20 protein-coding genes and 1 pseudogene are annotated in these 25,613 nt (G+C 65.6%); 10 read left to right on the top strand and 11 right to left on the bottom strand.

Annotated elements, in window-relative coordinates; all coding sequences use genetic code 11:
- Positions 1 to 65: 65 nt before the first annotated feature.
- A complete protein-coding gene (locus BJI69_RS01845) occupies positions 66 to 533 on the bottom strand; it encodes a Dps family protein (protein WP_046968452.1) in 468 nt (155 codons plus the stop codon).
- A gap of 117 nt (positions 534 to 650) precedes the next feature.
- Here BJI69_RS01845 and hrpA point away from each other — a divergent pair, with 117 nt between their 5' ends.
- Positions 651 to 4,553: an ATP-dependent RNA helicase HrpA gene (gene hrpA / locus BJI69_RS01840; RefSeq protein ID WP_046968453.1), complete on the top strand. Its 3,903-nt coding sequence runs from the start codon at positions 651 to 653 to the stop codon at positions 4,551 to 4,553.
- A complete protein-coding gene (locus tag BJI69_RS01835) occupies positions 4,550 to 6,682 on the top strand; it encodes a bifunctional (p)ppGpp synthetase/guanosine-3',5'-bis(diphosphate) 3'-pyrophosphohydrolase (RefSeq protein WP_244465298.1) in 2,133 nt (710 codons plus the stop codon). Before hrpA ends, BJI69_RS01835 begins: the two co-directional genes overlap by 4 nt.
- Positions 6,683 to 6,842: 160 nt before the next feature.
- Here BJI69_RS01835 and BJI69_RS01830 read toward each other — a convergent pair whose 3' ends face one another.
- Both BJI69_RS01830 and proC read right to left on the bottom strand, forming a co-directional pair.
- Positions 6,843 to 7,421, bottom strand: coding sequence for a YggT family protein (locus tag BJI69_RS01830; protein WP_046968454.1), 579 nt, complete (start codon positions 7,419 to 7,421; stop codon positions 6,843 to 6,845).
- Positions 7,418 to 8,242, bottom strand: a complete 825-nt coding sequence (proC, locus tag BJI69_RS01825) for a pyrroline-5-carboxylate reductase (protein WP_046968455.1) — start codon at positions 8,240 to 8,242, stop codon at positions 7,418 to 7,420. Before proC ends, BJI69_RS01830 begins: the two co-directional genes overlap by 4 nt.
- A 116-nt stretch (positions 8,243 to 8,358) precedes the next feature.
- Here proC and BJI69_RS01820 point away from each other — a divergent pair, with 116 nt between their 5' ends.
- Both BJI69_RS01820 and BJI69_RS01815 read left to right on the top strand, forming a co-directional pair.
- Positions 8,359 to 9,396, top strand: coding sequence for a type IV pilus twitching motility protein PilT (locus tag BJI69_RS01820; protein WP_046968456.1), 1,038 nt, complete (start codon positions 8,359 to 8,361; stop codon positions 9,394 to 9,396).
- A gap of 133 nt (positions 9,397 to 9,529) precedes the next feature.
- Positions 9,530 to 10,693, top strand: coding sequence for a PilT/PilU family type 4a pilus ATPase (locus tag BJI69_RS01815; protein ID WP_046968457.1), 1,164 nt, complete (start codon positions 9,530 to 9,532; stop codon positions 10,691 to 10,693).
- A gap of 6 nt (positions 10,694 to 10,699) precedes the next feature.
- Here the strand turns inward: BJI69_RS01815 and BJI69_RS01810 are convergent, their stop codons facing one another.
- The 6 genes from BJI69_RS01810 to BJI69_RS01785 all read right to left on the bottom strand — a co-directional run bounded on the left by BJI69_RS01810 (position 10,700) and on the right by BJI69_RS01785 (position 15,595).
- Positions 10,700 to 11,074 (bottom strand): hypothetical protein, encoded by a 375-nt coding sequence (locus BJI69_RS01810; protein ID WP_046968458.1) that lies wholly within the window; start codon positions 11,072 to 11,074, stop codon positions 10,700 to 10,702.
- 188 nt (positions 11,075 to 11,262) lie between these two features.
- Positions 11,263 to 11,628 carry a BON domain-containing protein gene (locus BJI69_RS01805; protein ID WP_046968459.1) on the bottom strand — a complete coding sequence of 122 codons (366 nt, stop codon included), beginning with the start codon at positions 11,626 to 11,628 and terminating at the stop codon, positions 11,263 to 11,265.
- 191 nt (positions 11,629 to 11,819) lie between these two features.
- Positions 11,820 to 13,568 (bottom strand): hypothetical protein, encoded by a 1,749-nt coding sequence (locus BJI69_RS01800; RefSeq protein WP_046968480.1) that lies wholly within the window; start codon positions 13,566 to 13,568, stop codon positions 11,820 to 11,822.
- Positions 13,569 to 13,636: 68 nt separating this feature from the next.
- A complete protein-coding gene (locus BJI69_RS01795) occupies positions 13,637 to 14,563 on the bottom strand; it encodes an aspartate carbamoyltransferase catalytic subunit (protein ID WP_046968460.1) in 927 nt (308 codons plus the stop codon).
- Between the two features lie 33 nt (positions 14,564 to 14,596).
- Positions 14,597 to 15,016, bottom strand: a complete 420-nt coding sequence (gene ruvX, locus BJI69_RS01790) for a Holliday junction resolvase RuvX (protein WP_046968461.1) — start codon at positions 15,014 to 15,016, stop codon at positions 14,597 to 14,599.
- Between the two features lie 12 nt (positions 15,017 to 15,028).
- Positions 15,029 to 15,595, bottom strand: coding sequence for a YqgE/AlgH family protein (locus BJI69_RS01785; RefSeq protein WP_046968462.1), 567 nt, complete (start codon positions 15,593 to 15,595; stop codon positions 15,029 to 15,031).
- Positions 15,596 to 15,699: 104 nt separating this feature from the next.
- Between BJI69_RS01785 and BJI69_RS01780 the strand changes: the two genes are divergently transcribed.
- The gene (locus BJI69_RS01780) at positions 15,700 to 16,011 is read left to right on the top strand and encodes a hypothetical protein (protein WP_046968481.1); all 312 of its coding nucleotides are present in this window, start codon (positions 15,700 to 15,702) and stop codon (positions 16,009 to 16,011) included.
- A 40-nt stretch (positions 16,012 to 16,051) separates the two neighbouring features.
- Here the strand turns inward: BJI69_RS01780 and BJI69_RS01775 are convergent, their stop codons facing one another.
- A complete protein-coding gene (locus BJI69_RS01775; protein ID WP_046968463.1) occupies positions 16,052 to 16,912 on the bottom strand; it encodes an energy transducer TonB in 861 nt (286 codons plus the stop codon).
- Positions 16,909 to 17,850, bottom strand: a complete 942-nt coding sequence (gene gshB / locus BJI69_RS01770; RefSeq protein ID WP_046968464.1) for a glutathione synthase — start codon at positions 17,848 to 17,850, stop codon at positions 16,909 to 16,911. Before gshB ends, BJI69_RS01775 begins: the two co-directional genes overlap by 4 nt.
- Before the next feature lie 304 nt (positions 17,851 to 18,154).
- Between gshB and pilG the strand changes: the two genes are divergently transcribed.
- The 5 genes and pseudogenes from pilG to BJI69_RS22810 all read left to right on the top strand — a co-directional run.
- Complete coding sequence (gene pilG / locus BJI69_RS01765; RefSeq protein WP_051944199.1) at positions 18,155 to 18,511, top strand: twitching motility response regulator PilG; 357 nt, start codon at positions 18,155 to 18,157, stop codon at positions 18,509 to 18,511.
- A gap of 33 nt (positions 18,512 to 18,544) precedes the next feature.
- Positions 18,545 to 18,916, top strand: a complete 372-nt coding sequence (locus BJI69_RS01760; RefSeq protein WP_046968466.1) for a response regulator — start codon at positions 18,545 to 18,547, stop codon at positions 18,914 to 18,916.
- A gap of 7 nt (positions 18,917 to 18,923) precedes the next feature.
- Complete coding sequence (locus BJI69_RS01755; RefSeq protein WP_046968467.1) at positions 18,924 to 19,469, top strand: chemotaxis protein CheW; 546 nt, start codon at positions 18,924 to 18,926, stop codon at positions 19,467 to 19,469.
- Positions 19,470 to 19,687: 218 nt separating this feature from the next.
- Entirely contained in the window at positions 19,688 to 21,670 is a 1,983-nt protein-coding gene (locus BJI69_RS01750) for a methyl-accepting chemotaxis protein (RefSeq protein ID WP_125903166.1), read from the top strand.
- Positions 21,671 to 21,674: 4 nt separating this feature from the next.
- A pseudogene (locus BJI69_RS22810) lies at positions 21,675 to 24,725 on the top strand (FimL-related protein); the annotation flags it as partial.
- Positions 24,726 to 25,613 lie beyond the last annotated feature (888 nt).

The raw sequence follows: 25,613 nt of genomic DNA, 5'->3' as shown, positions 1-25,613 counted from the left end.
CGGGCCAGGGTGCGGCGAGCACCCGATTCGCCGATGAATCGGCTCCTACAGAGAGCATGAGGCTCTTACTTCAGCAGCGAGCGGAGCATCCAGGCGGTCTTCTCGTGGTCCTTGAGGCGACCGGTGACCATGTCGGCGGTGCCTTCGTCACCGGCGGCCTCGGCACCCTTGATGGTGTCGCGGGCCGTGGCGGCGGCGATTTCATGGCCTTCGACCAGCTGGGCCACCATATCCTTCCACTCCGGCACGCCGGCTTCTTCCTTGATCGAGGTCAGCTTGCCGAACTGGCTGTACGAGCCCGGCGCGAACACGTCGAGGATGCGGATGCGCTCGGCGACTTCGTCGGCGGCCAGCCAGAGGGCGTTGTACTGCACCTCGAACATGCCGTGCAGGCTGTTGAATTGCGGGCCCGTCACGTTCCAATGGAAATTATGCGTCTTCAGGTAGAGCGAATACGTGTCCGCGAGGAGCTTGGACAGGTGCTTCGCGACCGCTTCCCGGTCTTTCTTGGCAATACCGATATCGATGGCCATGGTGCGACTCTCCTTGGTTTTTTCTTGCTTCAAGCGAAATCTTAACGGGCGGCACGGTGCACGTGAAATGAAACGTTCCGATGCCGTCGATAGACGCACGCTATTATTGGCGTTCCCATGAGTACCTCGACCAGCCCCACACGACACCCCGCCCCGGATCCGCGCCTGCGTGAGCTGCGCGAGGCGCTCGGCCAGGTCACCAGCCGCGATTTCGGCCGCCTGTCCGGTCGCTGGCGCGCGCTGTCGCGCAAGCCGGACGCGGCGAAGATCGACGCGCTCGGCAAGGACATCGCTGTCTCGGTGGCCCGTCGCGCGGCCCGTGCGGCGTCCAAGCCGCCCATCACCGTGGACGCGTCGCTGCCGATCGCCGCGCGGGCCGAGGACATCATCAAGCTGATTCGCGAGAACCAGGTGGTGGTGCTCGCCGGCGAGACGGGCTCGGGCAAGACCACGCAGCTGCCCAAGCTGTGCCTGGCCGCCGGTCGTGGCGAGGCCGGCCTGATCGGCTGCACCCAGCCCCGACGGCTCGCCGCGCGCTCGGTGGCGACCCGTGTGGCGGAGGAACTGGGCACCCCGCTGGGCGACAAGGTCGGCTTCCAGGTCCGCTTTACCGAAAAGGTCTCGGACCAGGCCCTGGTCAAGTTCATGACCGACGGCATCCTGCTGGCCGAAACCCAGTCCGATCCCTGGTTGTCGGCCTACGACACGATCATCATCGACGAAGCGCACGAGCGCAGCCTCAACATCGATTTCCTGCTCGGCTACCTCAAGCGCCTCGCCCAACGCCGGCCTGAGCTGAAAATCATCGTCACCTCGGCGACGATCGACACCGAACGCTTCGCCGCTCATTTTGGCGATGCGCCCGTGGTCGAGGTGGAAGGTCGTACCTACCCGGTCGAAACGCGCTATCGCCCGCCGGGCGAGCGTGGCGAGGGTAATGTCGCCCAGATGATCGCCGACGCCATGGACGAGATCACGCGCGAAGACCCGCGCGGCGATGTCCTGGTGTTCCTGCCCGGCGAGCGTGAGATCCGCGATACCCACCTTCTTCTTTCGCGCAAGCAATACCGGGAAACCGAGGTGCTGGCGCTCTACGCACGGCTCTCGGCCAACGAGCAGGACCGCGTGTTCAAGCCGGGGACGAAGCGCCGCATCGTGTTGGCCACCAACGTCGCCGAGACCTCCCTCACGGTGCCGCGCATCCGCTATGTGATCGATCCCGGCACGGCGCGCGTGAAGCGTTACAGCCAGCGCAGCCAGCTGGAGCGCCTTCACATCGAGCCGATCTCGCAGGCGGCGGCCAACCAGCGCAAGGGCCGTTGCGGCCGTATCGGTCCGGGTATTTGTTACAGGCTTTATGACGAAGCGGATTTCAACCTGCGCCCGGCTTTCACCGATCCGGAGTTGCTGAGGTCCTCGCTCGCCAACGTCATCCTGCGCATGCTCGCACTGGACCTGGGCGACGTGGATGACTTCCCCTTCCTGGAAGCCCCGGATCCGCGCGTCGTCGCGGACGGGTATCGCCGTCTCGCCGAGATCGGCGCGATCGACGACACCCAGCGCCTGACACCGATCGGTCGCACCGTCGCCCGCTTGCCGATCGACGTGCAGCTGGCGCGCATGCTGGTGGAGGCACGGCGGCTGGGTGGCCTCTCCGAACTGCTGACCATCGTCGCGTTCATGAGCATCCAGGATCCGCGTGAGCGTCCGCCGGAGGCTCGCGGGCAGGCCGATGCGGCCCATGCGCAGTTCGCCGATCCCAAGTCGGATTTCATCGGCGTATTGAACCTGTGGCGCGCGCACGGCGAAGCGGCCGAGGAACTCACCTCGTCCAAGCTGCGCGACTGGTGCTCGCGGCATTTCCTCAGCTTCATGCGCATGCGCGAGTGGCGCGAGCTGCACCGTCAGCTGGTCCTGGTCACGCGTGAACTGGATTGGGGCAGCAAGGCCCCGCCTCCGGCAGCCGCGCTGGAAGGTGACGCCCAGTTCGAAGCGATCCATCGCAGCGTGCTCGCCGGCCTGCCGACCCAGGTCGGCCACAAGGACGAAAAGGGTGTTTTCCGCGGCACACGCGAGCGTCGCTTCCAGGTCTTCCCCGGTTCCGCGCTGGCGAAAGCGCCACCGGCCTGGCTCTTTGCCGGGCAGATCATCGATATCGGCGGGCGCGTGTGGGCGATGATGTGCGCCCGCGTCGATCCTGCGTGGATCGAATCGCAGGCCAGTCATCTCGTGCGCGCCACGGCGCGTGACGCGCATTGGTCGCGCAAGCGCGGCACGGTGATCGCCTATGAGCAGGTCACCCTGTTCGGGCTGGTGCTGGTCGAACGTCGCCCGGTCACGTTCCACAAGCAGGATCCGCGACTGGCTCACGACATCTTCGTGCGCGAGGCGCTGGTCCGTGCCGACATCGACAGTCGCGCCGATTTCGTCCGCGCCAACGCGCGCGTGCTCGAGCAGGCCCACGACATCGAGGCCAAGCAACGTCGTGCCGGCTTGCTGCGTTCGGATGAGGAACTATCCGCGTTCTTCGAGGGCAAACTGCCCGAGGAGATCGCCGATGTGCGGGGGCTCGACGCGTGGTTCCGCAAGGCGTCGCCCGGCGAGCAGGCTGCGCTGCGCTGGACGCTTGCCGATGTCATGGACAGCGGCACCGGTCTCGATCCCAAGGCCTTTCCAGCGTCGCTCGATATCGACCAGCATCGCTACCGGCTGGAATATCGTTTCGTCCCGGGCGATCCGGCCGACGGCGTCACCATCCAGGTCCCACTGGCCTTCCTCAACGCGCTGCCAATCGCGCGGGGCGAGTGGCTGGTCGGTGGCCTCGTGGTCGACAAGGTTGCCGAGCTGATTCGCGCCTTGCCCAAGGTCTTGCGTCGCAACTTCGTTCCCGCACCCGACTTCGCTCGCGCGTTCGCCGAGGCGGAGGCGCCTCGTGATGAGCCGCTGGCGAAGGCGCTGGCGCGTTTCCTCAAACGCACGACCGGTGTCGATGTCGATCCGGCGGCCTTCGCGGGCGCGGAATTGCCGTCGCATCTGCTCATGCGCTACCGCATTCATGACGAAAACGGCCGGACGCTCGCGGAAGGGCGAGATCTGGCAGCCATCCGTGCCGACTGGGAAGGCAAGGCCCGTGAAGCGTTCTCACGCAAGACGGACGTCGAGCTCACGCGCGAAGACATCGTCGCCTGGGACTTCGAATCGATCCCCAGGGAGGTCCGCTCCGAGGGTGGCCTGACCGCATATCCCGCGCTCGTCGACCTGGGCGAGGCAGTCGCCCTGCGCGTCTTCGAACGCGCCGACGAAGCGGCCGAGGCGCACGTGGGCGGCGTGGAGCGGTTGATCCGCCAGGCGCTGGCCCCCGAGTTCAAGCGCGCACGACGCCAGCTGCCGATCGCCAACGCGCTGTCGCTCAAGTACGCGCCGATGGGCAGCGTCGAGGGTCTGCGCGAGGATCTGGTCGAGGGCGGCTTCGGCGACCTGATCGCTGATCGCCGCCTGGATGCGCGGACCCAGGGCGAGTTCGAGGCGTTGCACGTACAGCTCGGGCGCGAACTGTTCGGCGCCGCCATGGCCCGGCAGAAGCTCGCCGAGCCGATCATCGAGGCCCAGGCCGAACTGAAGCCGTGGATGGATCCGCCTCTGATGGGCTTTGCCAAAGCCAGCTACGACGACTTGCGCGAACAGCTGGCCGGCCTGCTTCAGCCCGGTTTCCTGCGCGAACTGCCGACCGCGCGCCTGGGCCACCTGCCGCGCTACCTCAAGGCCATGCGCCTTCGCGGAGAACGCCTCCGGCAGGACCCCGCGCGCGACCAGTCGCGTATGCTGCAGGTGCTGCCTTACTGGCGCGCATTGCTCAATGCGGGGGGTACCGCCCTGGATGCGGTGGTCTGGAGCGAACTGCGCTGGTTGCTCGAGGAATGGCGCGTATCGCTGTTCGCGCAGGAGCTGAAGACCGCCGAACCCGTGTCGGCCAAACGTCTTGCCCGCGCGTTGGAAGTGGCCCAGGCCGCGCAACGATGACCACCCGGAAGGACGACGCGACGATGAGCGAGCAGCGTTCCCCCGACGTCAAGGCAACGGCGATGCCGTTGACCCAGCGTGCGCGCGAGGCCTGCGCCTTGTTGCCCGTGGCGGCGCGCGCCGAAGCGGAAACCGTCATCGAGTTGCTGCGCCTGCTCGGCTGCGACGACGAAACCTGCGCGTCGGCCCTGTGGTTCTCGCTGCTCAACGGCTTGCCGGGCGCTGCCGACGAGGCAGCGAAAACCTGGCCGGCGTCGCTACGTCGCCTGATCGACGGGCAGGGCGAAGCCGAGAAGGTCTGGGCGCTGCATGCCCAGCGCGGTCCGGTGGGAGGCGCCGAAGGGTTGCGGCGTCTCCTGCTGGCGATCATCCGCGACCTGCGCGTGGTCTTCGTGCTGCTGGCCCGGCAGCTGGCGGCGATGCGCACGGCGATGGCCCTGCCGGACCACGAGCGCCGCGAGCTTGCCCAGCTCACCTCCGATATCCATGCGCCGCTGGCCAACCGACTCGGCATCTGGCAGCTCAAGTGGGAGCTGGAAGACCTCGCCTTCCGTTATCTCGAACCCGATACCTATCGGCGTATCGCGCGGCTGCTCGACGAACGCCGCGTGGATCGCGAGACCTTCATCGCCTCGAGCCTGGCCACGTTGCGCAGCACGCTGGAAGGCGCGGGTGTGCACGCTGAGCTGGCTGGCCGGCCCAAGCACATCTTTTCCATCTGGAAGAAGATGAAGAAAAAGGGGTTGGAGTTCTCCGACCTCTACGACATCCGTGCCGTGCGCATCCTCGTCGACAGCGTGGCCGACTGCTACGCCGCACTCGGCCTCGTGCACAGCCTGTGGCCGCATCTGCCCGGCGAGTTCGACGATTACGTGGCGCGGCCGAAGGGCAACGGGTATCGCTCGCTGCACACGGCGGTGATGGGCCCGGCGGGGAAAACGCTCGAAGTACAGATCCGCACGCACGAGATGCATCGCGCCAACGAACTCGGCGTGGCCGCGCACTGGCGCTACAAGGAAGGCGGCGGTGCCGATGCGGAGTTCGAGGCGAAGATCGCCTGGATGCGCAAGCTGCTCGAGCCGCGCGGCGAGGACGAAGCGGAGCTCGCGGCCGGTTTTGAAACCGAGCTGATGGAAGATCGCGTGTACGTGCTCTCGCCCAAGGGCGAAGTGATCGACATGCCGCGCGGCGCCACCGTGCTCGACTTCGCGTACCACATCCACACCGAGGTCGGGCATCGCTGCCGCGGCGCCAAGGTCAACGGCCGCATCGTGCCGCTGACCACGCAGCCGCGTAGTGGCGACACCATCGAGATCCTCACCACGAAGAGTTCCGAGCCGAGCCGTGACTGGCTCTCCTCGCACCACGGCTACCTCAACACTTCGCGTGCGAAGGAGAAGGTCCGGGCCTGGTTCCGGCGCACCGCGCACGATGCCAACATTGTGGCTGGCAAGGCGGCGCTCGAGAAGGAACTGCGCAAGCTGGCGCTGGATGATGTCGACCTGGCCAAGCTGGCCACGCACTTCCGCCTCAAGGGCGTCGAAGAGCTTTTCGTCACTATCGCGCTGGGCGAAGTCTCGCTGGGTCAGATTGCGCGCTCGCTGCAGGAACCGGTCGAGCACGAGATCACCCAGTCCGGTAACCCCGTCGCCTCGCGCGCCGCACAGCATGACCGTGGCGCGCTTTCCATCGAGGGTGTCGGCAACCTGCTGACCACGCTGGCGCGCTGCTGCCAGCCGCTGCCCGGCGATCCAGTGCGTGGGTTCATTACCCGTGGGCGTGGCGTGTCCGTCCATCGGGCCGACTGCGCCAGCCTGTCACGTCTTGCGCGAAAGAACCCCGAACGGGTGATCGACGTGAGCTGGGGCAGGGTCGAGGTGCAGAACTACGAGATCGACATCGAGCTCCGCGGCTACGACCGCAAGGGACTGCAGAAGGACGTGGCGACCACGATCAGCAATACCGGGCCGCATATCGTCGCCTCGTCCAGCCGCGTGCACGTGAAGACCGGCGAGGTGGAGATGCGGTTCACCTTGCGGGTGAAGGACTACGAGCAGCTGTCGATGGTGCTGGGACGGCTGGGCGCATTGCCGAACGTGACCGACGCCCGCCGCCTCGGCGGCCGGTAACAGCCGCCCCGGTGGCAGGTAACAGGTAAGCCACGCACAGGAGGCGGCTCTTTGTGGGAGCCGCTTCAGCGGCGATAGGGAGCTTGCCTCACCCTGGCCCGCTGCCGCGGGATCGCCGATGAATCGGCTCCCACAAGTGCAGCTCCCACGAGGAAGGCTGTTACAGCCCGCCCATCATCATCGCCACGCCCCAGTCCTTGATCGGTGCGGCGATCAGCATGCGGGCCAGGATCAACCCGAGGATGACCACCGTCGGCGAGAAATCCAGTCCGCCGAGGGTCATGCGGCCACGCAGGGGACGCACCAGCGGATCGGCCAGGCTGGTGACCAGACGTGCCACGGGATGGTAGCGGTCGGTCGAGAGCATGCTCATCAGCGACCAGACAAAGACCAGCACGACCCAGGTGAGCAGGAAGAAGTCGAGGGTCTCGCCGAGGCTGACGATGACCAGACCGACCACGTTCGGCAGGATGCCGGCCATGGCCACGATCAGCAGCCACTTCACGCATTCCAGCAGGAAGACGACCAGCAGCGCGCCGGTGTTCACCCGGCGCACGCTGGGCAGCACCTTGCGGACCGGGCGCAGGATCGGGTTGGTGAAGCGGTAGAGGAACTGGCAGATCGGATTGTTGAAGTCCGCGCGGAAAGCCTCGGCCAGCAGGCGCAGTACGAAAAGGGTGACGAGGGCCCCAAAAATGAAATCCAGTATCAGGGAGCCCGCGTTGGTCAGGTAGTTCACGTGTTCGATTCCATGTCTTCGGAAAGGTCAAAGCCGCGGCGGCGTGCCGCATCGACGGCGCGAGCCACGATGGCATTGAAGTGGTCGTTGCGAAAGCTGTCCAACGCCGCCTGAGTGGTCCCTTTCGGCGAAGTGACCCTCTGACGCAGTGTGGCGGCGCTTTCACCGCTTTCGATCAGCATACGGCCTGCACCGAGGGCCGTTTGTGCCGCCAGCGCGCGTGCGGTTTCGCGGGAAAGGCCCTGAGAAAATGCTGCATTTTCGAGGGCTTCGACCATCAGGAAGAAGTAGGCAGGGCCGCTTCCGGAGAGGGCGGTCACCGTATCGAGCTGGTCTTCCTCGGGCACCCACACGGTCAGGCCGGCGGCGTCGAGCACGTGCTGGGCCTCGGCCCGCTGGGGCGCGCTGACCCGGCCATTGGCGAACAGGGCGGTCGCTCCGGCGCCGATCATGGCCGGGGTATTGGGCATGCAGCGGACCACGGGCAGGGCGCCGTCCAACCAGCGCTCGATCTGCGCTATGCGGATGCCCGCGGCGATCGAGATGATCACCGGCCGGTACTTCTGCACCACGGGGCGCAGGGTCCGGCAAACGTCGGCCATCATCTGCGGTTTGACCGCCAGGACGAGGATGGCGGCGCCTTCGGCGGCATCGAGGTTGTTGGTATAGGTCGCCACGCCGTACTCGCGCGAGAGCTCCTGCAGGGCCTCGGCGCGTGGTTCGGCCACGGCGATACCGCCTGGCTGGGCGCCGTGGCGGATCATGCCGGCGATCAGCGCCGTGGCCATGTTGCCGCCGCCGATAAAGGCGATCCGATTCATGGGGGTGTCCGCTCCATACGCGACGTCTTTCACAGTCATCGAAGCATATATGGTGCCGTGCCTTGCCGCCGACCCCCGGGCGTGTTTACCTATGCCCACAAAGATAGGGGACCCAAATGGATATCGCCGAACTCCTTGCCTTCTCCGTGAAGAACAAGGCCTCCGACCTGCACCTTTCCGCGGGACTCCCGCCGATGATCCGCGTCGACGGCGACGTGCGCCGGATCAATATCCCGGCCCTGGAGCACAAACAAGTCCATTCGCTGATCTACGACATCATGTCGGACAAGCAGCGGCGCGACTTCGAAGAGTTCCTCGAGACCGACTTCTCCTTCGAGATTCCCGGCCTTGCGCGCTTCCGAGTCAACGCCTTCAACCACAATCGTGGCGCCGGCGGTGTGTTCCGTACCATTCCGTCCGAAGTGCTCTCCCTCGAAGACCTCGGCGCGCCGAAAATCTTCCGTGAGCTGATCGAGCAGCCCCAGGGCCTGATCCTGGTCACGGGGCCGACCGGTTCGGGCAAGTCGACCACCCTCGCGGCCATGGTCGACCACATCAACAAGACCGAATACGGCCATCTGCTCACCGTCGAGGACCCGATCGAATTCGTCCACACCTCGCAGAAGTGCCTGGTCAACCAGCGCGAAGTCCACCGCGACACCCATGGCTTCAACGAAGCCCTGCGCTCCGCACTCCGTGAAGATCCGGACTACATCCTGGTCGGCGAGCTTCGCGACCTGGAAACCATCCGCCTGGCGCTGACCGCCGCGGAAACCGGTCATCTGGTGTTCGGCACACTGCATACCTCGTCGGCGGCCAAGACCATCGACCGTATCATCGACGTGTTTCCGGCTGGCGAAAAGCCGATGGTGCGCTCGATGCTGTCCGAGTCGCTGCGCGCAGTCATCTCGCAGTCCCTGCTGAAGAAGGTCGGCGGTGGGCGCATCGCCGCCCACGAGATCATGACCGGCATCCCGGCGATCCGTAACCTGATCCGCGAGGACAAGGTTGCCCAGATGTACTCGGCGATCCAAACGGGCCAGCAGTACGGCATGCAGACCCTCGACCAGAACCTGCTGGATCTGGTCAAGCGTGGCGTGATCACCCGCCAGGAAGGGTTGATGTACGCCAAGAACAAGGAAAGCTTCCGCTAAGCGCTCCCGCCGGCCGCGCCTGCCTTCGGGCAGGGCGGTCGCAGACCGTGAAAGCCGTCGCTGCAGGGCCCATCGTGGCGGTATATGATCGCCCCAGGGGCGCCGGCCCGGTCCGGCCATGGGGACACACGCGATGAGCGACTTCGATTTCACCTCTTTCCTGAAGCTGATGGTGCATAAGCAGGCATCCGACCTGTTCATCACTGCCGGCGTCGCGCCGTCCATGAAGGTCCAGGGGCGCATCGTCCCGATCACCCAGAGCCCGCTGTCGGCGCAGCAATCGCGCGACATGGTCCTGAACGTGATGACTCCGGCGCAGCGCGAGGAGTTCGAAAAGACCCACGAGTGCCAGTTCGCCATCAGCGCCTCCGGCGTCGGCCGTTTCCGTGTGTCGTGTTTTTACCAGCGTAACTGCGTCGGTATGGTCCTGCGCCGGATCGAATCGAAGATCCCGACCCCGGAAGAACTCAACCTGCCGCCGGTGATCAAGCAGCTGGCGATGACCAAGCGCGGCATCATCATCTTCGTCGGCGGTACCGGTACGGGTAAGTCCACCTCACTGGCATCGATGATCGGCTACCGCAACCAGAATTCTACGGGTCACATCATCACGATCGAGGACCCGATCGAATACGTGCACAAGCACGAAGGCTGCATCGTCACCCAGCGCGAGCTCGGCATCGATACCGACAGCTGGGAAAACGCGCTCAAGAACACGCTGCGCCAGGCACCCGACGTGATCATGATCGGCGAAGTGCGTACGCGCGAGACGATGGAACACGCGATCAACTTCTCCGAAACCGGCCACCTGTGCCTGTGTACGCTGCATGCGAACAACGCCAACCAGGCGCTGGACCGCATCCTGCACTTCTTCCCCGAAGACCGTCGCAGCGCGCTGTTCATGGACCTCTCGCTCAATCTCAAGGGCATCGTTGCCCAACAGCTCATCCCGACGCCGGACGGCAAGGCCCGCCGCGTGGCGGTCGAGGTACTGCTCGGCACGCCGCTTGCGCAGGACTACATCCGCCAGGGCGAAGTCCACAAGCTCAAGGAGCTGATGCGCGACTCCAACCAGCTTGGCATGCGCACCTTCGACCAGAGCCTCGTGGAGCTTTACCACGCTGGCGAGATTTCCTACGAGGATGCCCTGCGTCACGCCGATAGCTCGAATGAAGTGCGCCTGCGCATCAAGCTTGCGCAGGGCGGCGATGCGCACACCCTCTCACAGGGTCTGGAAGGCGTCGAAATCGACAAGGCCAACGACAAGCAGACCTTCGGCGGAATGCTCTCGCGCTGAGGTGGTTTATTCGCCGATGACGTCGTAGGCCATCTGCACGAGGTGTCCCGTCGCGTGTCGCTGGCCGACGCAGTAGCGCACGGAGCCTTCGACGCCGGCGGGCCGACGAATGGGAAAGGATCCCCATCGATCGAAGAAGGTCCAGGTTACCTTGGTATAGCCGGCGACGTCGGCGCACACCGTGGAAGCGGCGGGGCCTGCCTTGACGACCATCTCGGCGTCGGCGAGGTGCTCGAAGCCTGGTCTTACCCGTGCGCCTTGAGCGGACGTGGACACGCCACTGCCGTAGCTTCGCGGCAGGTGCTTGGCGATGGGTGACGTGGCCATGGCGGCCTGGCTGGTCAGCCAGGTGATGGCGGCAGCGATAACGAATTTCTGCATGGTGTCTTCCTTGAGTCCGGATGCGCGAGAGCCGCGTTCGCGTATTAGACGTTCCTTCGCTCGCAGTGGATGTCGCCCCTACGACGGCCGTGGCGTAGGTCTGTTCGCGGAAGCAGCGTAAGCGCGAGCCGAGCAATAAAAAGGGGCCCCATGGGGGCCCCTTCGGTCACGCCGAATGTGGCGCTGTCTTACTTGGCGGCGGCGGTAACCGTCAGGCCGCTCGCGTCGACGCTCTTGACGCCCTTCACGGCCTTGGCGATCTTCTCGGCGTTGCTCTTTTCCTTCGCCGTGGCGACCGTGCCGGTCAGGGCGACGACGCCTTCGGTGGTCGTTACCGAAATGTCGCTACCCTTCACGGCCTTCTTGGTCGCGAATTCCGACTTCACCTTGGTCGTGATCCAGGCATCGTCGGTCTTGCCGGCGACGGTCTGGTTGTCCGCCTTGGCGGCTGCCGGCGTAGCGTCCTGAGCATTCACCTGGGCAAACGGGACCGTACCGAGACCGGCGACGAGGGCAGCAGCAAACAGGGCCTTGCGGAGGTTGGCATGGTTCATGGTGAACTCCTTTCTGCGAATCTGGTTATGGGACTGGGGAACGGCGCCACGGGGTGGCTGCCTGTCCGGGACCAATGAAAACAGCGCATCCGTGAACGATTCGTGCCCACAAAACGGCTTTGTTCAGGTTTGCCGAAAGCGAACAAAAAAAGCGCCCCGAAGGGCGCTTTCGTCGACACTGTTACGAACGCTTACTTGTATTCAACGGCACCCGAGATCACCAGGCCCTTCTCTTCCATATGAGCTTCACCGGACACCTGCACCACGCGGGTAGCCTGTGCCTTCATGGAGTCGAACTGGGCTTTGGAACGCTCGGCGGCCGCCGTGTCCTCGGCCTGACTGTCCGGTGCACCGTCGGCGCCCGCAGCGGTCGTCATGGCGCTGGCATAGGCCTTCGCCTTGTCGGCCATCACGTCGACCCAGGCGCGATACATGTCGCCATTGAGGTGCATGCGGCTGAGACGACCGGCATCGCCGGTGCTGGCCATCAGCACTTCGTCGAGCTTGGCGTCTTCGCCAAGGCCTACGCCGATCGCGATGGCCTGGCCATTCATCGCAGCCCAACCCGGCATGCCGAGCATGCCGACGATGTTCGCGGGCAGGGCAGCCGGCTTGCCGTCGCCGGCCAGCTTGAAGTCGCCGCCGAGCACGGCCTGGCCCATGGCAAGCAGGCCCGGGGCATTGCGCGTGGCGAGCACGACGCGACCGGTGACCTGCGGCACCTGCGTTGCCGAGGCGGCCGGCTTGAACGAGTCGATGACGATGCGCACACCGCGGATATCGCCGAACGGCGGGATCGCTGCCTGCTGCATGGTCGAGCCGAGCTTGGTGAAGCTGTCGTTCATGCTGGCGAACGCGGGGCATTCGAACGGCTTGGCGGCGACGGATTCGGACTGCGTGGTCATGAACGTGCGGATCTGCTCGACGGGCAGCGCGAGGCTGACGTCGAACGGCGCGCTGGCATCCTGGCCCAGGCCCGGGAGTTCCACCTTCAGGCCCGAGAACGCCTTGGTGACGTCGTCGGCGAGAGCGATGTCGACACGCTGGTTCTGGTGGTGAAGATCGAGCTTGGTGTAGCCGAAGCTGATCGACGGTACGCGCGCGGCGATGCGCGATGCCTCGGTCTGACAGCTGGGCGGGAGCACGGGCGCGGGTTCACCCGTCTTCACCGACTGCTGCTTGATGAAGGCGGCAAAGAGCGGGTCCTTGCCTGCCGCGATCAGCGGCAGGAGGCGCGTGAGATCCAGCAAGCCAACGGCGTAATCCTTGTAGCCCTTGTCCTTGGCGAGATCGGCAAGGCGACCGTCGTCCTGAAGGCTCTTCTCCGGGCGGTCGGCGCCCAGGGCCTGACGGATCAACGGCTGCGCGGCATCGGCCGGCAGCAGCGAGACCACCGCCTGCTTGCCCACGGTGGCGATGACCAGCTGGATGCCGGTGTCGGAGATGGCGACATGGCGGTACGCCTGGCCACCGGCGTCGCCGGCGTCCAGCTTTTTGCCGTAAGCCGTCTCGAGGCGGCCGACGAAGGCGTCCCAGGCGGCCGGGTCGGCGAGCGACACACGCGCCACCGGGCTGAGGCCCAGGCCGTAGATCGCTGAGCCGGTCTTGACGTCGAGGCCAAGATTCTTCAGCGCCGCTTCGGCGGTCTTGCCGTCGAACTCGGCGGCCACGGCCTTCATCAGGTGGGAGCCATCCACATTACCCTTGGCTTCCATGTCCAGGGCGACCGCCTTCATCTGGGCGACCTGGCTGGGCAACTCGGTGTTGACCTGGTTGAGCATGGCCTCATAGGCATCGTCGTCCAGCTTGTCGAGGCTGGCCGCAACGTACGGAGTGTCGGCCGGCACGAAGGCCAGCGGGGCGTCCTTGTCCTTGTGGCCGCAGGCCGCCAGCAGCACGCTGGCGACGCCGAGCGCGATGAGTCGCTTCGTCGGTCGCATTTCGTATCCCATTGTTTGAGTTGTCCCTTGGTCCGGCCATTATGCCGGAAGCCGGGCCGGGCGCGGGATCAGCGTCCCATCACCTCGGCCAGTACCGCCATGCGCACGAACACGCCGTTGCCTACCTGCTCGAGGATGCGCGACTGGGCGCCATCGGCGACATCGGTGGCGATCTCGATACCGCGGTTGATCGGGCCGGGATGCATGACCAGACAGCCCTTGGCGGCCCGGGCGAGGCGTTGCGTGTCGAGGCCGAAACGCTCGAAATAGGCGGCCTCGTCGGGCAGGTCCGTGGTCGCCATGCGTTCTTTCTGAAGTCGCAGCATGATGACGGCATGGGCACCCTCGATCGCCTGATCGAAGTCCTCGTAGAGGCTCACGCCTTCCAGTTCGCCTTCCGCCGGCAGCAGCGACGACGGACCGACGAGGCGAACATCTTTCGCACCCAGCGCCGTGAACGCATGCACGTCGGAGCGGGCGACGCGTGAGTGGCGCACGTCGCCGCAGATCACGATGCGCAGCTTGCGAAAGTCCGGGTGATGGTTGCGGATGGTCAGCGCGTCGAGCAGCCCCTGGGTCGGGTGGGCGCGGTTGCCGTCGCCGGCATTTACGACGGATACGCCGCTCATCGCGTGTTTGACCAGCGAATCGGGCGTGCCCGACTCCTTGTGCCTGACGATGATCGTGTCCAGGTGCATGGCTTCGAGCGTATGCAAGGTGTCGAACAGCTCCTCGCCCTTGGCGGTCGACGAGAAGCCGATGTCGAAGTTGATCACGTCGGCACCCAGCCGCCGCGCGGCGAGTTCGAACGAGGTGCGCGTGCGGGTGGAAGGCTCGAAGAACAGGTTGAGCACGGTTCGTCCGCCGAGCAGGTCGAGCTTGCGCGTGCCGTGCGCGGTTGCCTCGCGCATGCTGTTGGCACGGTCTAGCAAACGCTCGATGGTTTCGCGCGGCAGGTTCTCGAGGGTGGTCAGGTGGCGCAGGCGTTGTGACATGACGTCGACGTCCTCAAGGGCAATGGAGCGGGATCAGAACTGGGCGAGATGCGTTTCAAGAATCACGGCCGCCGCTTCGGCGTCGATCGACTTCACGTCCGAGCGCTTGCGCGTGCCGGCCGCGCGCGCGGCGGCAAAACGGCGTGCCGCTTCCTGCGAGCTCATGCGCTCGTCGGCGAAGGCGACCGGCAACCCGTAGCGCTCGCCGATGCGTTCGGCGAAGCGGCGCGCAGTGCGCGTCATGGGTTGTTCCTTGCCCTCGTTATCGAGCGGCAGACCGACCACGAGTTCGGCAGGCAGCCACTCGCGGCGGAGCGTGTCGAGGGCCTGCCAGTCGGGCTCGCCGTCGCGGACGGGAAGTGCGGCCAGCGCGCGCGCCGTGCCAGTCAGTCGATTGCCGACGGCGACGCCGACCATCTTCGTCCCGACATCGAATCCGAACAGACAGCTCATCGCGCCCCGTGCTCAGGCGTGGCCGGCATAGCCGGCGATCTGGGAGGGGTCGGTGACACCCAGCTTGCGCGCGGCGGCGGTCCAGCGTTCGTCGAGGGGGGTGTCGAAGATGATGCGTTCGTCGGCGCGGGTCGTCAGCCAGGCGTTGTCCATGACTTCCTGCTCGAGCTGGCCGGCTTCCCAGCCCGCGTAGCCGAGGGTGACGACGGCCCGGCGCGGGCCCTCGCCCTTGGCCATCGCGACGAGGATGTCGCGCGAGGTCGTGACGGACCAGTCTTCGTTGACACGGTAGCTCGAGTCCCAGCGACCCGGCTCGCGGTGAAGCACGAAGCCGCGCTCCTGTTGCACGGGGCCGCCGATGAGGACGGGGTAGTCCGCGATCTCCGGGTCTTCGCAGCCGAGTTTCATCTGCGCGAGCACGTCGCCGAGACGATATTCGGAGATCTGATTGATCAGCAGGCCGACCGCTCCGTCTTCGCCGTGCTGGCAAAGAAACGCGACGCCGCGCGCGAACGGAGGTTCGGCGAGGGAGGGCATCGCGATGAGGAATTGCCCCGCGAATGTATTGGCGATCGTCATGGCCTCATTGTAGCCGCTACGAACATGACTCGTGCGCGAATGTTCAGCGCCGTCCGGGTACCGTATCGGTCCATGCATAAGGAGGCAGGCTCATGAGGAAGGTCATGTTTGCAAAGGTTTTTGTCACGCTGGCCGGAGGCTTCGCCGCGTCCGCCGCGCTGGCCTCGTCACCGGCTGCCTGGAAGGACTATGACCAGCGGCTGATGAAGGCATGCGTCGCCGCCAGTGGCCTGAAGGATGTGAAGCCGGTGGGTGGACCCATCCAGTACGACGATCGGGTCCCGGTCACGGCGCTGGTTCTGGCAGGACGCTATCCCCAGAAGCATATGAACAACCGGCCGGGGCGCGAGCTGTGTGTGTGGGATCGAAAGGCGGAAAAGGCCTACGTGAGCGAAGCCGACCAGCTCCTGAAATAGGGATATGTGGGAGCCGATTCATCGGCTCCCACACTAAGAATCAGTAATTTCGTAGCACATTGCCCGGCAGGAACTGCCAGGTGCGCGTGATGTACAGCTCGTCGACGCGCGTCTTGTCCGTAGGCAGGGCGGGGAAGGGGGCGGCCAGGCGGACGATGCGCTGGGCGGCTTCGTCGAGAAGTTTGTGCCCCGAGCTCTTGATCACGTCCATGCTCTTGATCGTGCCGTCGCGGTTGAGGCCGACAGTAAGCACCAGCTCACCATAGACGCCCTGGCGTCGCGCTTCGTCCGGGTAATTGAGGTTGCCCACGCGCTCGACACGTCCCACCCAGCCCTTCATGTAGGCGGCGTAGACGTACTCGCGCGTGTTGGACGAGATGAATTTCTTCTTCGGGCGCTTGGCATAAGCCTGGGACTGTTCGCGCACCTCGGCCGACAGCTTCGCCATCTCCAGCTTGCGCTGCACATCCTCGTCGGAGACCGGGACCGGGCGTTCCTTCTGTTCGTCCTGCGCCTTGGTCGTGTCGACGGCAAAGCCGGTCTCGCCGGACGTCGTGAGCAGCTGGGCGGGCGTACGCTCGGTCGGTGCCGGCGCCTGCGCTTCCTTGGGCTCCGCCGTCAGGCCCTGGTTGGGCGTGGGCAGCGGCCCGGATACCGGCTCCGAAGGGCGCGCCGCCTTGTCCTGGTCGCCGCCGCCAGCATTGCTCGCCTGGGCCAGGAAGTCGGCTTTGTCCGGTTGTTCCTGGTTGGCGACGTCCACGAGGGTGACGTCGAGCGTGGGTACGCTCGGTTTGGGCTTTTCTGCATCGAAGGTGATGCCAAGGATGACGACACCGTGCAGCAGCAGCGAGAACAGCAGGGTCGCGCCGAACAGGTCGGCGCCGGTGGTACGGGTCGTCATCGGGCCTCGATTGCGTCGAACATCAGCCCTGCGATGTTAATGCCGAACTGGGCATCCAGTTCGCGGATGCATGTCGGAGATGTGACGTTGATCTCGGTCAGGTAGTCGCCGATCACGTCCAGGCCGACGAAACGCAGGCCACGGCGGACCAGCTCCGGGGCGACCTGGGCGGCGATCCAACGGTCACGGTCGGACAGGGGGATGCCTTCCCCGCGGCCGCCGGCGGCGAGATTTCCGCGAAATTCGTCGCCTTGGGGGATGCGGGCCAACGCATAGGGCACCGGCTCGCCATCGATCAGCAGGATGCGCTTGTCACCGGCGGTGATCTCCGGAATGTACTTCTGCGCGATGGCGAAGTGATGGGCGCCGTCGAGCAGGGTTTCCAGCATGGAATTGAGGTTGGAGTCGCCGTGCCTGACCCGGAAGATGCCGCGCCCGCCCATGCCGTCCAGCGGCTTGAGCACGGCTTCACCGTGTTCGGCGACGAACCGGCGCAGCTCGCCGGCGTCCCGGGAGACCAGGGTCGGCGCGATGCACTGGGGGAAATCCAGGGCAAACAGCTTCTCGTTGCAATCGCGCAGGCTGCGCGGGTCGTTGACTACCTTGCAGCCGGCACGCTGGGCGCGCTCCAGGACCATGGTGTCGTAGATGAACTGGGCATCCACCGGCGGATCCTTGCGGGCCAGGACGATGTCGACCTCGGCGAGAGGGCGCCAGGCGGCCTCGCCCAGGGTGAACCAGCCGGTCGGATCTTCCTTCACGGTGAGCGGACGCAGGCGGGCCCAGGCCTCGCCGTTGCGCAGAGCCAGGTCGCCCTGCTCCATGTACAGCAAGGCATGGCCACGGCGGGAAGCCTCCAGCAACATGGCGAAGGTGGAGTCCTTGGCGATCTTGATGGCGCGGATCGGGTCCATCAGGACGGCGACGGAGAGCGACATGGGCGTGTCCCGGAAGAGCAGGAAAGGTGCCAAGTCTAGTGGGGGAGGGGTCGCAATTTCACAAGGAATTTCCCCTTTAAGAACAATTCATCTTGACGGCGACCCAGCCAACCATTAAACAGCGAACGGGAGGAACGCCGAAGAGCGGACCACCGGAGCCCAGGTTCCGGACGACGACCCAGCGCACGGATAAGCCGGCATGAAACCAGCTATCCTGCGGTGGGATTTGCGGTTTTTTTGTGCGTGCTACGGGGGCGCAGTGAACGAAAACGGACGTGGTACCGATCTGACCGGCTTGCGGGTCATGGTCATCGACGATTCGAAAACCATCCGACGCACGGCCGAAACCCTGCTGAAGAAGGAAGGCTGCGACGTTCTTACCGCGGTCGATGGGTTCGAGGCGCTGGCAAAGATTTCCGACCAGAAGCCGAACATCATCTTCGTCGACATCATGATGCCGCGCCTGGATGGCTACCAAACCTGCGCGCTGATCAAGAACAACGCCCAGTTCCGCGGAACGCCAGTGATCATGCTGTCCTCCAAGGACGGCCTGTTCGACAAGGCGCGCGGGCGCATCGTGGGTGCGGAGCAATACCTGACCAAGCCTTTCACCCGCGACGAGCTTCTCGGCGCGATCCATCGTTATGCGACGGCGAGCTGATAAACATCCGCTTTTCGACGTCCAGGGGGACGTGTGGCAAACATTCTGATCATTGACGACTCGCCGACCGATGTACGCGTGTTCACCACGCTGCTGGAGAAGGCGGGTTTTTCCGTTTCCAGTGTCGACAACGCCGAGTCGGGCATCGACCGCATCCGTGCGAGCAAGCCCGACCTGGTCATCATGGACGTCATCATGCCCGGCATGAATGGCTTCCAGGCCACCCGAACGCTGAGCCGAGACCCGGCCACGGCGGACGTGCCGGTGGTGATGATCACGACCAAGTCCATGGAGACGGACCGCGTATGGGGCCTGCGCCAGGGTGCGAAGGCCTTCATCACCAAGCCGGTGAACGAGAAGGAACTGCTCTCGACCATCGCCAGCCTGCTGCCGAACAAGCATTGAGGGCACCATGATCGAGAACGCGGCACTTACGCCTTTCGAACTGCTCGCCCACTACGAGCGCGCCTGTCTGGCGCACTCGGCGGGCGCGCCCGAACGGGTCGAATCGCTGGGCCTCTGGCGCGGCATCGGTTTCCGTATCGGGCGTCGTGCCTTCGTCAGCGGCATCGAGGAGATCAACGAACTGCTCGCGGTGCCGCCGCTCACCAACGTCCCTGGCACGCAGCCCTGGCTGATGGGTGTGGCCAACGTGCGCGGCAACCTGGTGCCGGCGATCGATCTGGGTCGCTTTCTTTTCGACGAGCGGACGCCATCGTCCGAGCGTACGCGTCTTCTGCTGGTTCGCCAGCACGGCGGTACGGTGGGCCTGCTGGTCGACGAGGTGTTTGGCCAGCGCACCATGGACGAGGCGCAGCGCGGTACCGGTAGCGAGGAACACGACCCGCGCCTGGCGCGGTTCGTCGCGGAAAACGTACAACTGGGCGAGCAATCGTTCGGGCTTTTCAGCATGAGCCGCCTGGCTCGTGCGCCGGATTTCCGGCAGGCGGCGCTGTAAAGCGCCTCCAGGGGGGACGGGACGGCCGGGTGGCCGCCCCGCACCAGGATCGGCGGGGGCGGTAACGCTTCTGCGATGGGAACGGAGGGGCGGCCAGTGCGGCCGCTTCGTCATGCCGACGGCCTCATTCGAGGCGCCGGTGACTAGCTTTGCCAGGTTTGGTCGAGGTGAGTATGAGTACGACAACAGGGGGCGCAGGCCGGGAACGTGGCTACACGATGGTTATCGTGGCACTGCTTCTGGCTATCGGTTTGGCGTCGGTCGACTTCTGGTGGCTGAATATCAAGAACGGTGAGGATCGCGAAGCCATCGCGCTGACGACCCAGGTGCAGGTGCTTTCGCAGCAGACCGCGAAGTACGCACTCGAGGCGTCCGACGGCAACCGCGACTCCTTCCGCGAATTGGCGGCGACGCGCAACACCATCGACTCGGCGGTGCAGCGACTGGTCAAGGGCGACGAAAAGACCGGCATGCCCTCGTACGCCGAGAACGACACGACGCCATCCGGCCGCTCGGTCAGTGCCCTGGCCAACGCCTGGCACCAGCTCGACGCGGACATCGGCAAGATCCTCTCGAACAAGGACCTGGTCCTGAGTTCCGGTGAGCGTGCCGACCTGTTCTCCAAGCAGATGCCCCTGCTGAACTCGCGTACCGACGAAGTACTGAACATCGTCCAGCAGAAGAACGCTTCTTCGGAGCAGACCTTCACCATCGCCCGCTGGATGCTGATGGCTGACCGCATGATCCGTCGTGTGCAGGAAATCCTGCAGGGTGGTGATGGCGCGCAGTCCGCAGCCGACGGTCTCTCCCGCGACGCGCAGCTGTATGGCGCGGTGCTCAAGGGCCTGATCGACGGCAATGCCGACGGCGGCGTCCGTGCGATGACCGACACCAACGCACGCAAGATCCTCGAAGGCATGCAGACCTCGTGGGGCGACCTGGTCGACCCGGTGGCCCAGCTGGTCGCGGCATCGCCCAACCTGCAGGACGTGAAGCGCGCCGGTAACCAGGCATCGCTCGACTCGCAGACCGTTTTGCTCCGCGCGAACGAATCCGCGGACCAGATCGCCAAGAAGTTCCGTCTCTTCCCGAACGTGGGCTGGGGTCTCGTCGGCGCACTCGCCACGGTGGCCTTCGCCCTGCTGCTCGTCGTCACCCTGGTGCGCGACCAGCGCCAGCGTCTCGAGAGCACCTCCGAACTCAACCAGCGTAACCAGACGGCCATTATGCGGTTGCTGGACGAGATGGGTACGCTCGCCGAAGGCGACCTGACCATCAAGGCCACGGTCACCGAGGACATCACGGGCGCCATCGCGGACGCCATGAACTCCGCGGTCGACGAGATGCGCAACCTCGTGACCACGATTAACGAGACGGCGGTTCGCGTCTCGGCGGCGGCACAGGAAACGCAGGCGACCGCCATGCACCTGGCCGACGCGGCGGAACAGCAGGCGCAGCAGATCACCTCGGCAACCTCCGCCATTAACCAGATCGCGACCTCGATGGATACCGTGTCGAAGGATTCCGCGGAATCGGCCGACGTGGCCCAGCGCTCCGTGCAGATCGCCTCGCGCGGCGCGGAAGTGGTGCGCGAGACGATTCAGGGCATGGACTCGATTCGTGACCAGATCCAGGAAACCTCGAAGCGAATCAAGCGACTGGGTGAGTCGTCGCAGGAAATCGGCTCGATCGTGGAACTGATCAACGACATCGCCGAACAGACCAACATCCTCGCTTTGAATGCAGCCATCCAGGCGGCATCGGCCGGTGAAGCGGGCCGCGGTTTCGCGGTCGTCGCGGACGAAGTCCAGCGCCTCGCCGAACGTTCCGCCAGCGCGACCAAGCGAATCGAAACGCTGGTGCAGACCATTCAGTCCGATACCAACGAGGCGGTCAGTTCGATGGAACAGACCACCGCCGAGGTGGTCGCCGGTGCAAGACTGGCTGAGGATGCGGGTACCGCGCTGGGCGACATCGAGCGCGTCTCGAACGATCTGTCGGCGCTGATTCAGAACATCTCGGCCGCGGCACGCCAGCAGTCCGCTGCGGCGACCGATACTTCGGCAACGATGAACGTCATCCAGGAGATCACGTCGCAGACGTCGTTGGGCGCAAGCCAGACGGCGGAATCGATCGGCAACCTGGCCCAGCTCGCGAACGACCTGCGCCTGTCCGTCGCGAACTTCAAGCTGCCGGGCTGATGCAGTGAGACTTCAAGACCATACCGATTTCACGACGCTGCATTGGGTCAAGGCGGAGCTCGACGACGCCCTGTCCAAGGCACGCCAGGCCCTCGAGTCGTATGTCGAGGATTCTCGCGACGCCTACGTCATGCACACTTGCGCCGCCGACCTGCACCAGGTCCACGGCACGTTGCGTATGGTCGAGCTCTACGGCGCCGCGATGGTTGTCGGCGAAATGGAGCAGCTGGTTGCCGCCCTCATCGACGACCGGGTCGCTCATCGTGATGACGCCTATGCCGCGCTGATGCGCGGCATGATGCAGATGCCCGATTACCTCGAGCGTCTGCAGAGCGGCCATCGTGACGTACCGATCGTCCTGCTGCCCTTGCTCAACGACTTGCGCGCAAGTCGTGGCGAGCAATCGCTGCACGAATCCGCGCTGTTCACGCCCAACCTCGACACCATGCTGCCGATCGGCGCGCCCGGTGCGAGCGACCCGTCGGTGGCCGAGGCGCATCGCGCCGAGCTGGCGGAGCTGCGCGTGCGTTTCCAGCAGCAGTTGCTGGCATGGTTCCGCGGGCAGGGCAATGAACGCCAGTTGCTCGGCATGCGTGCCACGCTCGATGCGATCGCCGCGCGCTGCTACACGATTGCCGGCCGCCGCCTGTGGTGGATAGCCGCTGGCGTGCTCGAAGGCCTCGAGCGCGGTGTGCTGCGTGCTCATGAAAAGGACGTCCGTCAGCTGATCGGCCGCGTGGATCGCTCGATCCGCGAACTGGTCGACGGTGGTGAGGAAGTCCTGCTGACCGGCGAATCCGACGATCTCGCCCGCAAGCTCCTTTATTACGTCGCCCAGGCCAAGACCGGCAGCGATCGTATCGAGGAACTCCGCCAGACCTATCGCCTGGACGGCCTGCTGCCGCGTGCCGCCGAGCTCGAACACGCCCGTGGCTCCATGTCCGGGCACAACCGCGCCCTGCTCGACACCGTGTCGGTGGCGATCAAGGAAGACCTGCTGCGGGTGAAGGAATCGCTCGATCTATTCCTGCGTCGCCCCGATGGCGATCCCGCGCAGCTCGGCCCGCAAGCCGAGGTACTCGACCGCGTCGGCGACACGCTGGGCATGCTTGCCCTGGGTGTGCCGCGTCGCGTGGTCGGCGAACAGCGCCGGATCCTCGGCGAGATCGCCACGGGCCAGCGCTCGCCCGACGAAGAGGCCTTGCTCGACGTCGCCGGTGCGCTGCTGTACGTCGAAGCCTCGCTGGACGACCACATCGAGCGACTGGGCGCGGAAGGCGAGGGCGAAGCCCAGGTTTCCGATTCGGGCCCGTCGCCGCTGCCGCGCAGCGAAGCACGCCACATCCTTTCCACGCTGATGCGTGAAGCCACCGCCAACACCTCCAGGGTGAAGGACGCGATCGTCGCCTTCGTGGAGTCCTCATGGGACCACGCGCAGCTCGACGGCACGCCTGAACTCATGGGCGAGATCGGTGGTGCCATGAACATGCTGGGCGCCCCGCGTCCGGCCGAGCTGGCCGATGGCATTGGCCTGTTCATCCACCGCGAACTGCTCGGTGACCGTCGCGTGCCCAACGGTGCGCAGATGGATCGCCTTGCCGACGCGCTGGCCGCCCTCGAGTATTACCTGGAAGCGGCGCGCGAACATCGTGGCGGCCTCGAGCACATCCTCGATGTGACCCAGCAAAGCCTGGCCGAGCTCGGCTACTGGCCGGTACCGGTCGTGGAAGACGAGGTGTCGCTCGGCGATGCCGCGCTCGAAGCGATCGACACCGCTGCTATCGAACATATCGCCGTGCCGTCGACCAGCGTCGACGCAGGCGAGACCGTGTCCAGCTTCGCCGACACCTTCGACCTTCTCGACGAGCCGCCCACCGAGGCGGAGATCGAACAGGCCCAGGCACACGCCAGCGAGGCGGTCGCCCACGACGTGGCTGTCGCGGCGACGGGCGAGGAAGACTGGGTCGAGATCGAAGAGGAAGTCGAGCAGGAAGTCGGCGGCACGGGCAATGCCGAGTTCGCCGGATTCCAGATCACGGTCGACGGCATCGACGACGAAATCCGCGAGATCTTCCTCGAGGAAACCGAAGAAGAGATCGGCAACCTGCTCGCTGCGCAGGACGCCTGGCTGAAGGATCCCGAGCGGATCGAGGCGCTGGTTCCGATCCGCCGCTCGTTCCACACCCTGAAGGGCTCCGGACGCCTGGTCGGCGCGCGCCTGCTGGGCGAGTTCGCCTGGAAGGTCGAGAACATGCTCAATCGTGTGCTCGACCACACGATCACCCCGCACGACGGCGTGCAGGCGCTCATTCGCCACGCCGTGGATGCGCTGCCCCAGCTCAAGTCGGCCCTGGAAGGCGAGTCCACACCGGGCGCACCGATCGCCGCGATCATGGAGACGGCCGATCGCCTGGCGATGGGCGACAACGCCTTCGTGGAAGACGTCGCGAAGAGTTCGGTCCACACGGTTCGCACGCGGGTCAAGCGTCGCGTGCCGCGCGACACGATCGCCGCGGTGCCGACGGCGGCGTTCGCCAGTTACGGCCATACGCCGTCGGAGCCCGTCGAAGCGGCGCCGATGGATCCGCCGTACGTGGCTCCGCCGCTGCCGCCGGTCGACGCGGTGCTGCTGGATATCCTGCGTACCGAAGTGGCCCAGTACCTGCACGTGATCCGCGCCAACCTCGCGCTCGCCGGCGACGGCGAGCTGCCGGTGGATGACGGCTTGCTGCGTGCCGTGCATACCCTGCACGGTGCCATCGGCATGGTCGATATCCCGGTGCTCATCCAGGTGCTCGCGCCGCTCGAGGGCCTGATCAAGCGCGTCCGCGCCAGTGGCGTGCCGCTGCGTCCGAAGGGTGTCGATGCGCTCACGGATGCGGCCGACCTGGTCGATCACGTCATGGAGCAGTTCGACGCGCCGGACCCGCGCGTCCCCGACGTCTCCGCGCTCGCCGCGCAGATCGTCGCGCTGCGTGACGAACAGCCCGAAGCCACGGTCGCCCACATCCTGTACGAGCCGGACCCGCAGCCGCTGGAAGACGAAGTCGCAGCAGATGCCCCGGTCGTGCACGACGAGGCACGGGTCGCTTTCCAGGAACCGGTGGCTTTCGAAGACATCGAGGCCGTCGACGCGCCGGACGTGGTCGAAGAAACGCCGGTCGTGACCGACGAGCGTATCGACGACATCACGTTCGACGAGGATGAGCTCGAAGCGCTTCTGCGCGACACGTCCCCGTCGGACGGGCAGGCGCCCGCTGTCGAGGAATCGGTTATCGAGGACGTGCCGGTGGCATCGACCTCGTTCGAGGCCGAGGCACCCACGCACGAAAATCTCGAGGCCGAACTCGAGGCCATGCTGTCCGGCGAACTCGCCGCGCGTGAATTGGCCGACGGCGAGGCGAACGCAGAGCGTGCGCGTCAGCACATCGCCAACGACACGGCGAACGACGTCGTGCCGGTCGCTGCGCACGACGAACACGACGAACACGATGCGATTGCAGGGATCGAACTCGATCCGATCGACACCTCCGACCTGTCCGACGCGACCGCCGACCTCACCGCCGAACTGCTGGCTTCGTTCGAAGGCTTCCAGGTCGACAAGCCCGAAGGCGAGGTCAAGCCGATCCTCAAGTACGACGCGGAAGAAGACGCGACGTGGCGTTCGCTCATCGGCGGCCTTGCCGACGATGCGGCTGCGCCGGAAGAAGCCGGTGCCTTGCCGCAGCCGATGTCGCATGACGGCGACGTACTGCACAGTGACGATGGCCTGGTCGAGCCGCGCCTGATCGACGACGAAGAGACGATCGACGAGACCGTCTCCGAGGAAGAGGGTTTCCTCGCCGACGAGGCGTTCGCCCTGGACGCGTCGCCGGCCGAGACCACCACCGTCGAGCCGACGGAGCTCGCCGAGGTCACGGAACCCACGACCATCGACGAAACC

The sequence above is a fragment of the Luteibacter rhizovicinus DSM 16549 genome (assembly GCF_001887595.1).
Lineage (GTDB): Bacteria > Pseudomonadota > Gammaproteobacteria > Xanthomonadales > Rhodanobacteraceae > Luteibacter > Luteibacter rhizovicinus.
The sequence above is the reverse complement of the archived record's forward strand: the minus strand, read 5'-3'. Positions and strand labels throughout refer to the sequence as shown.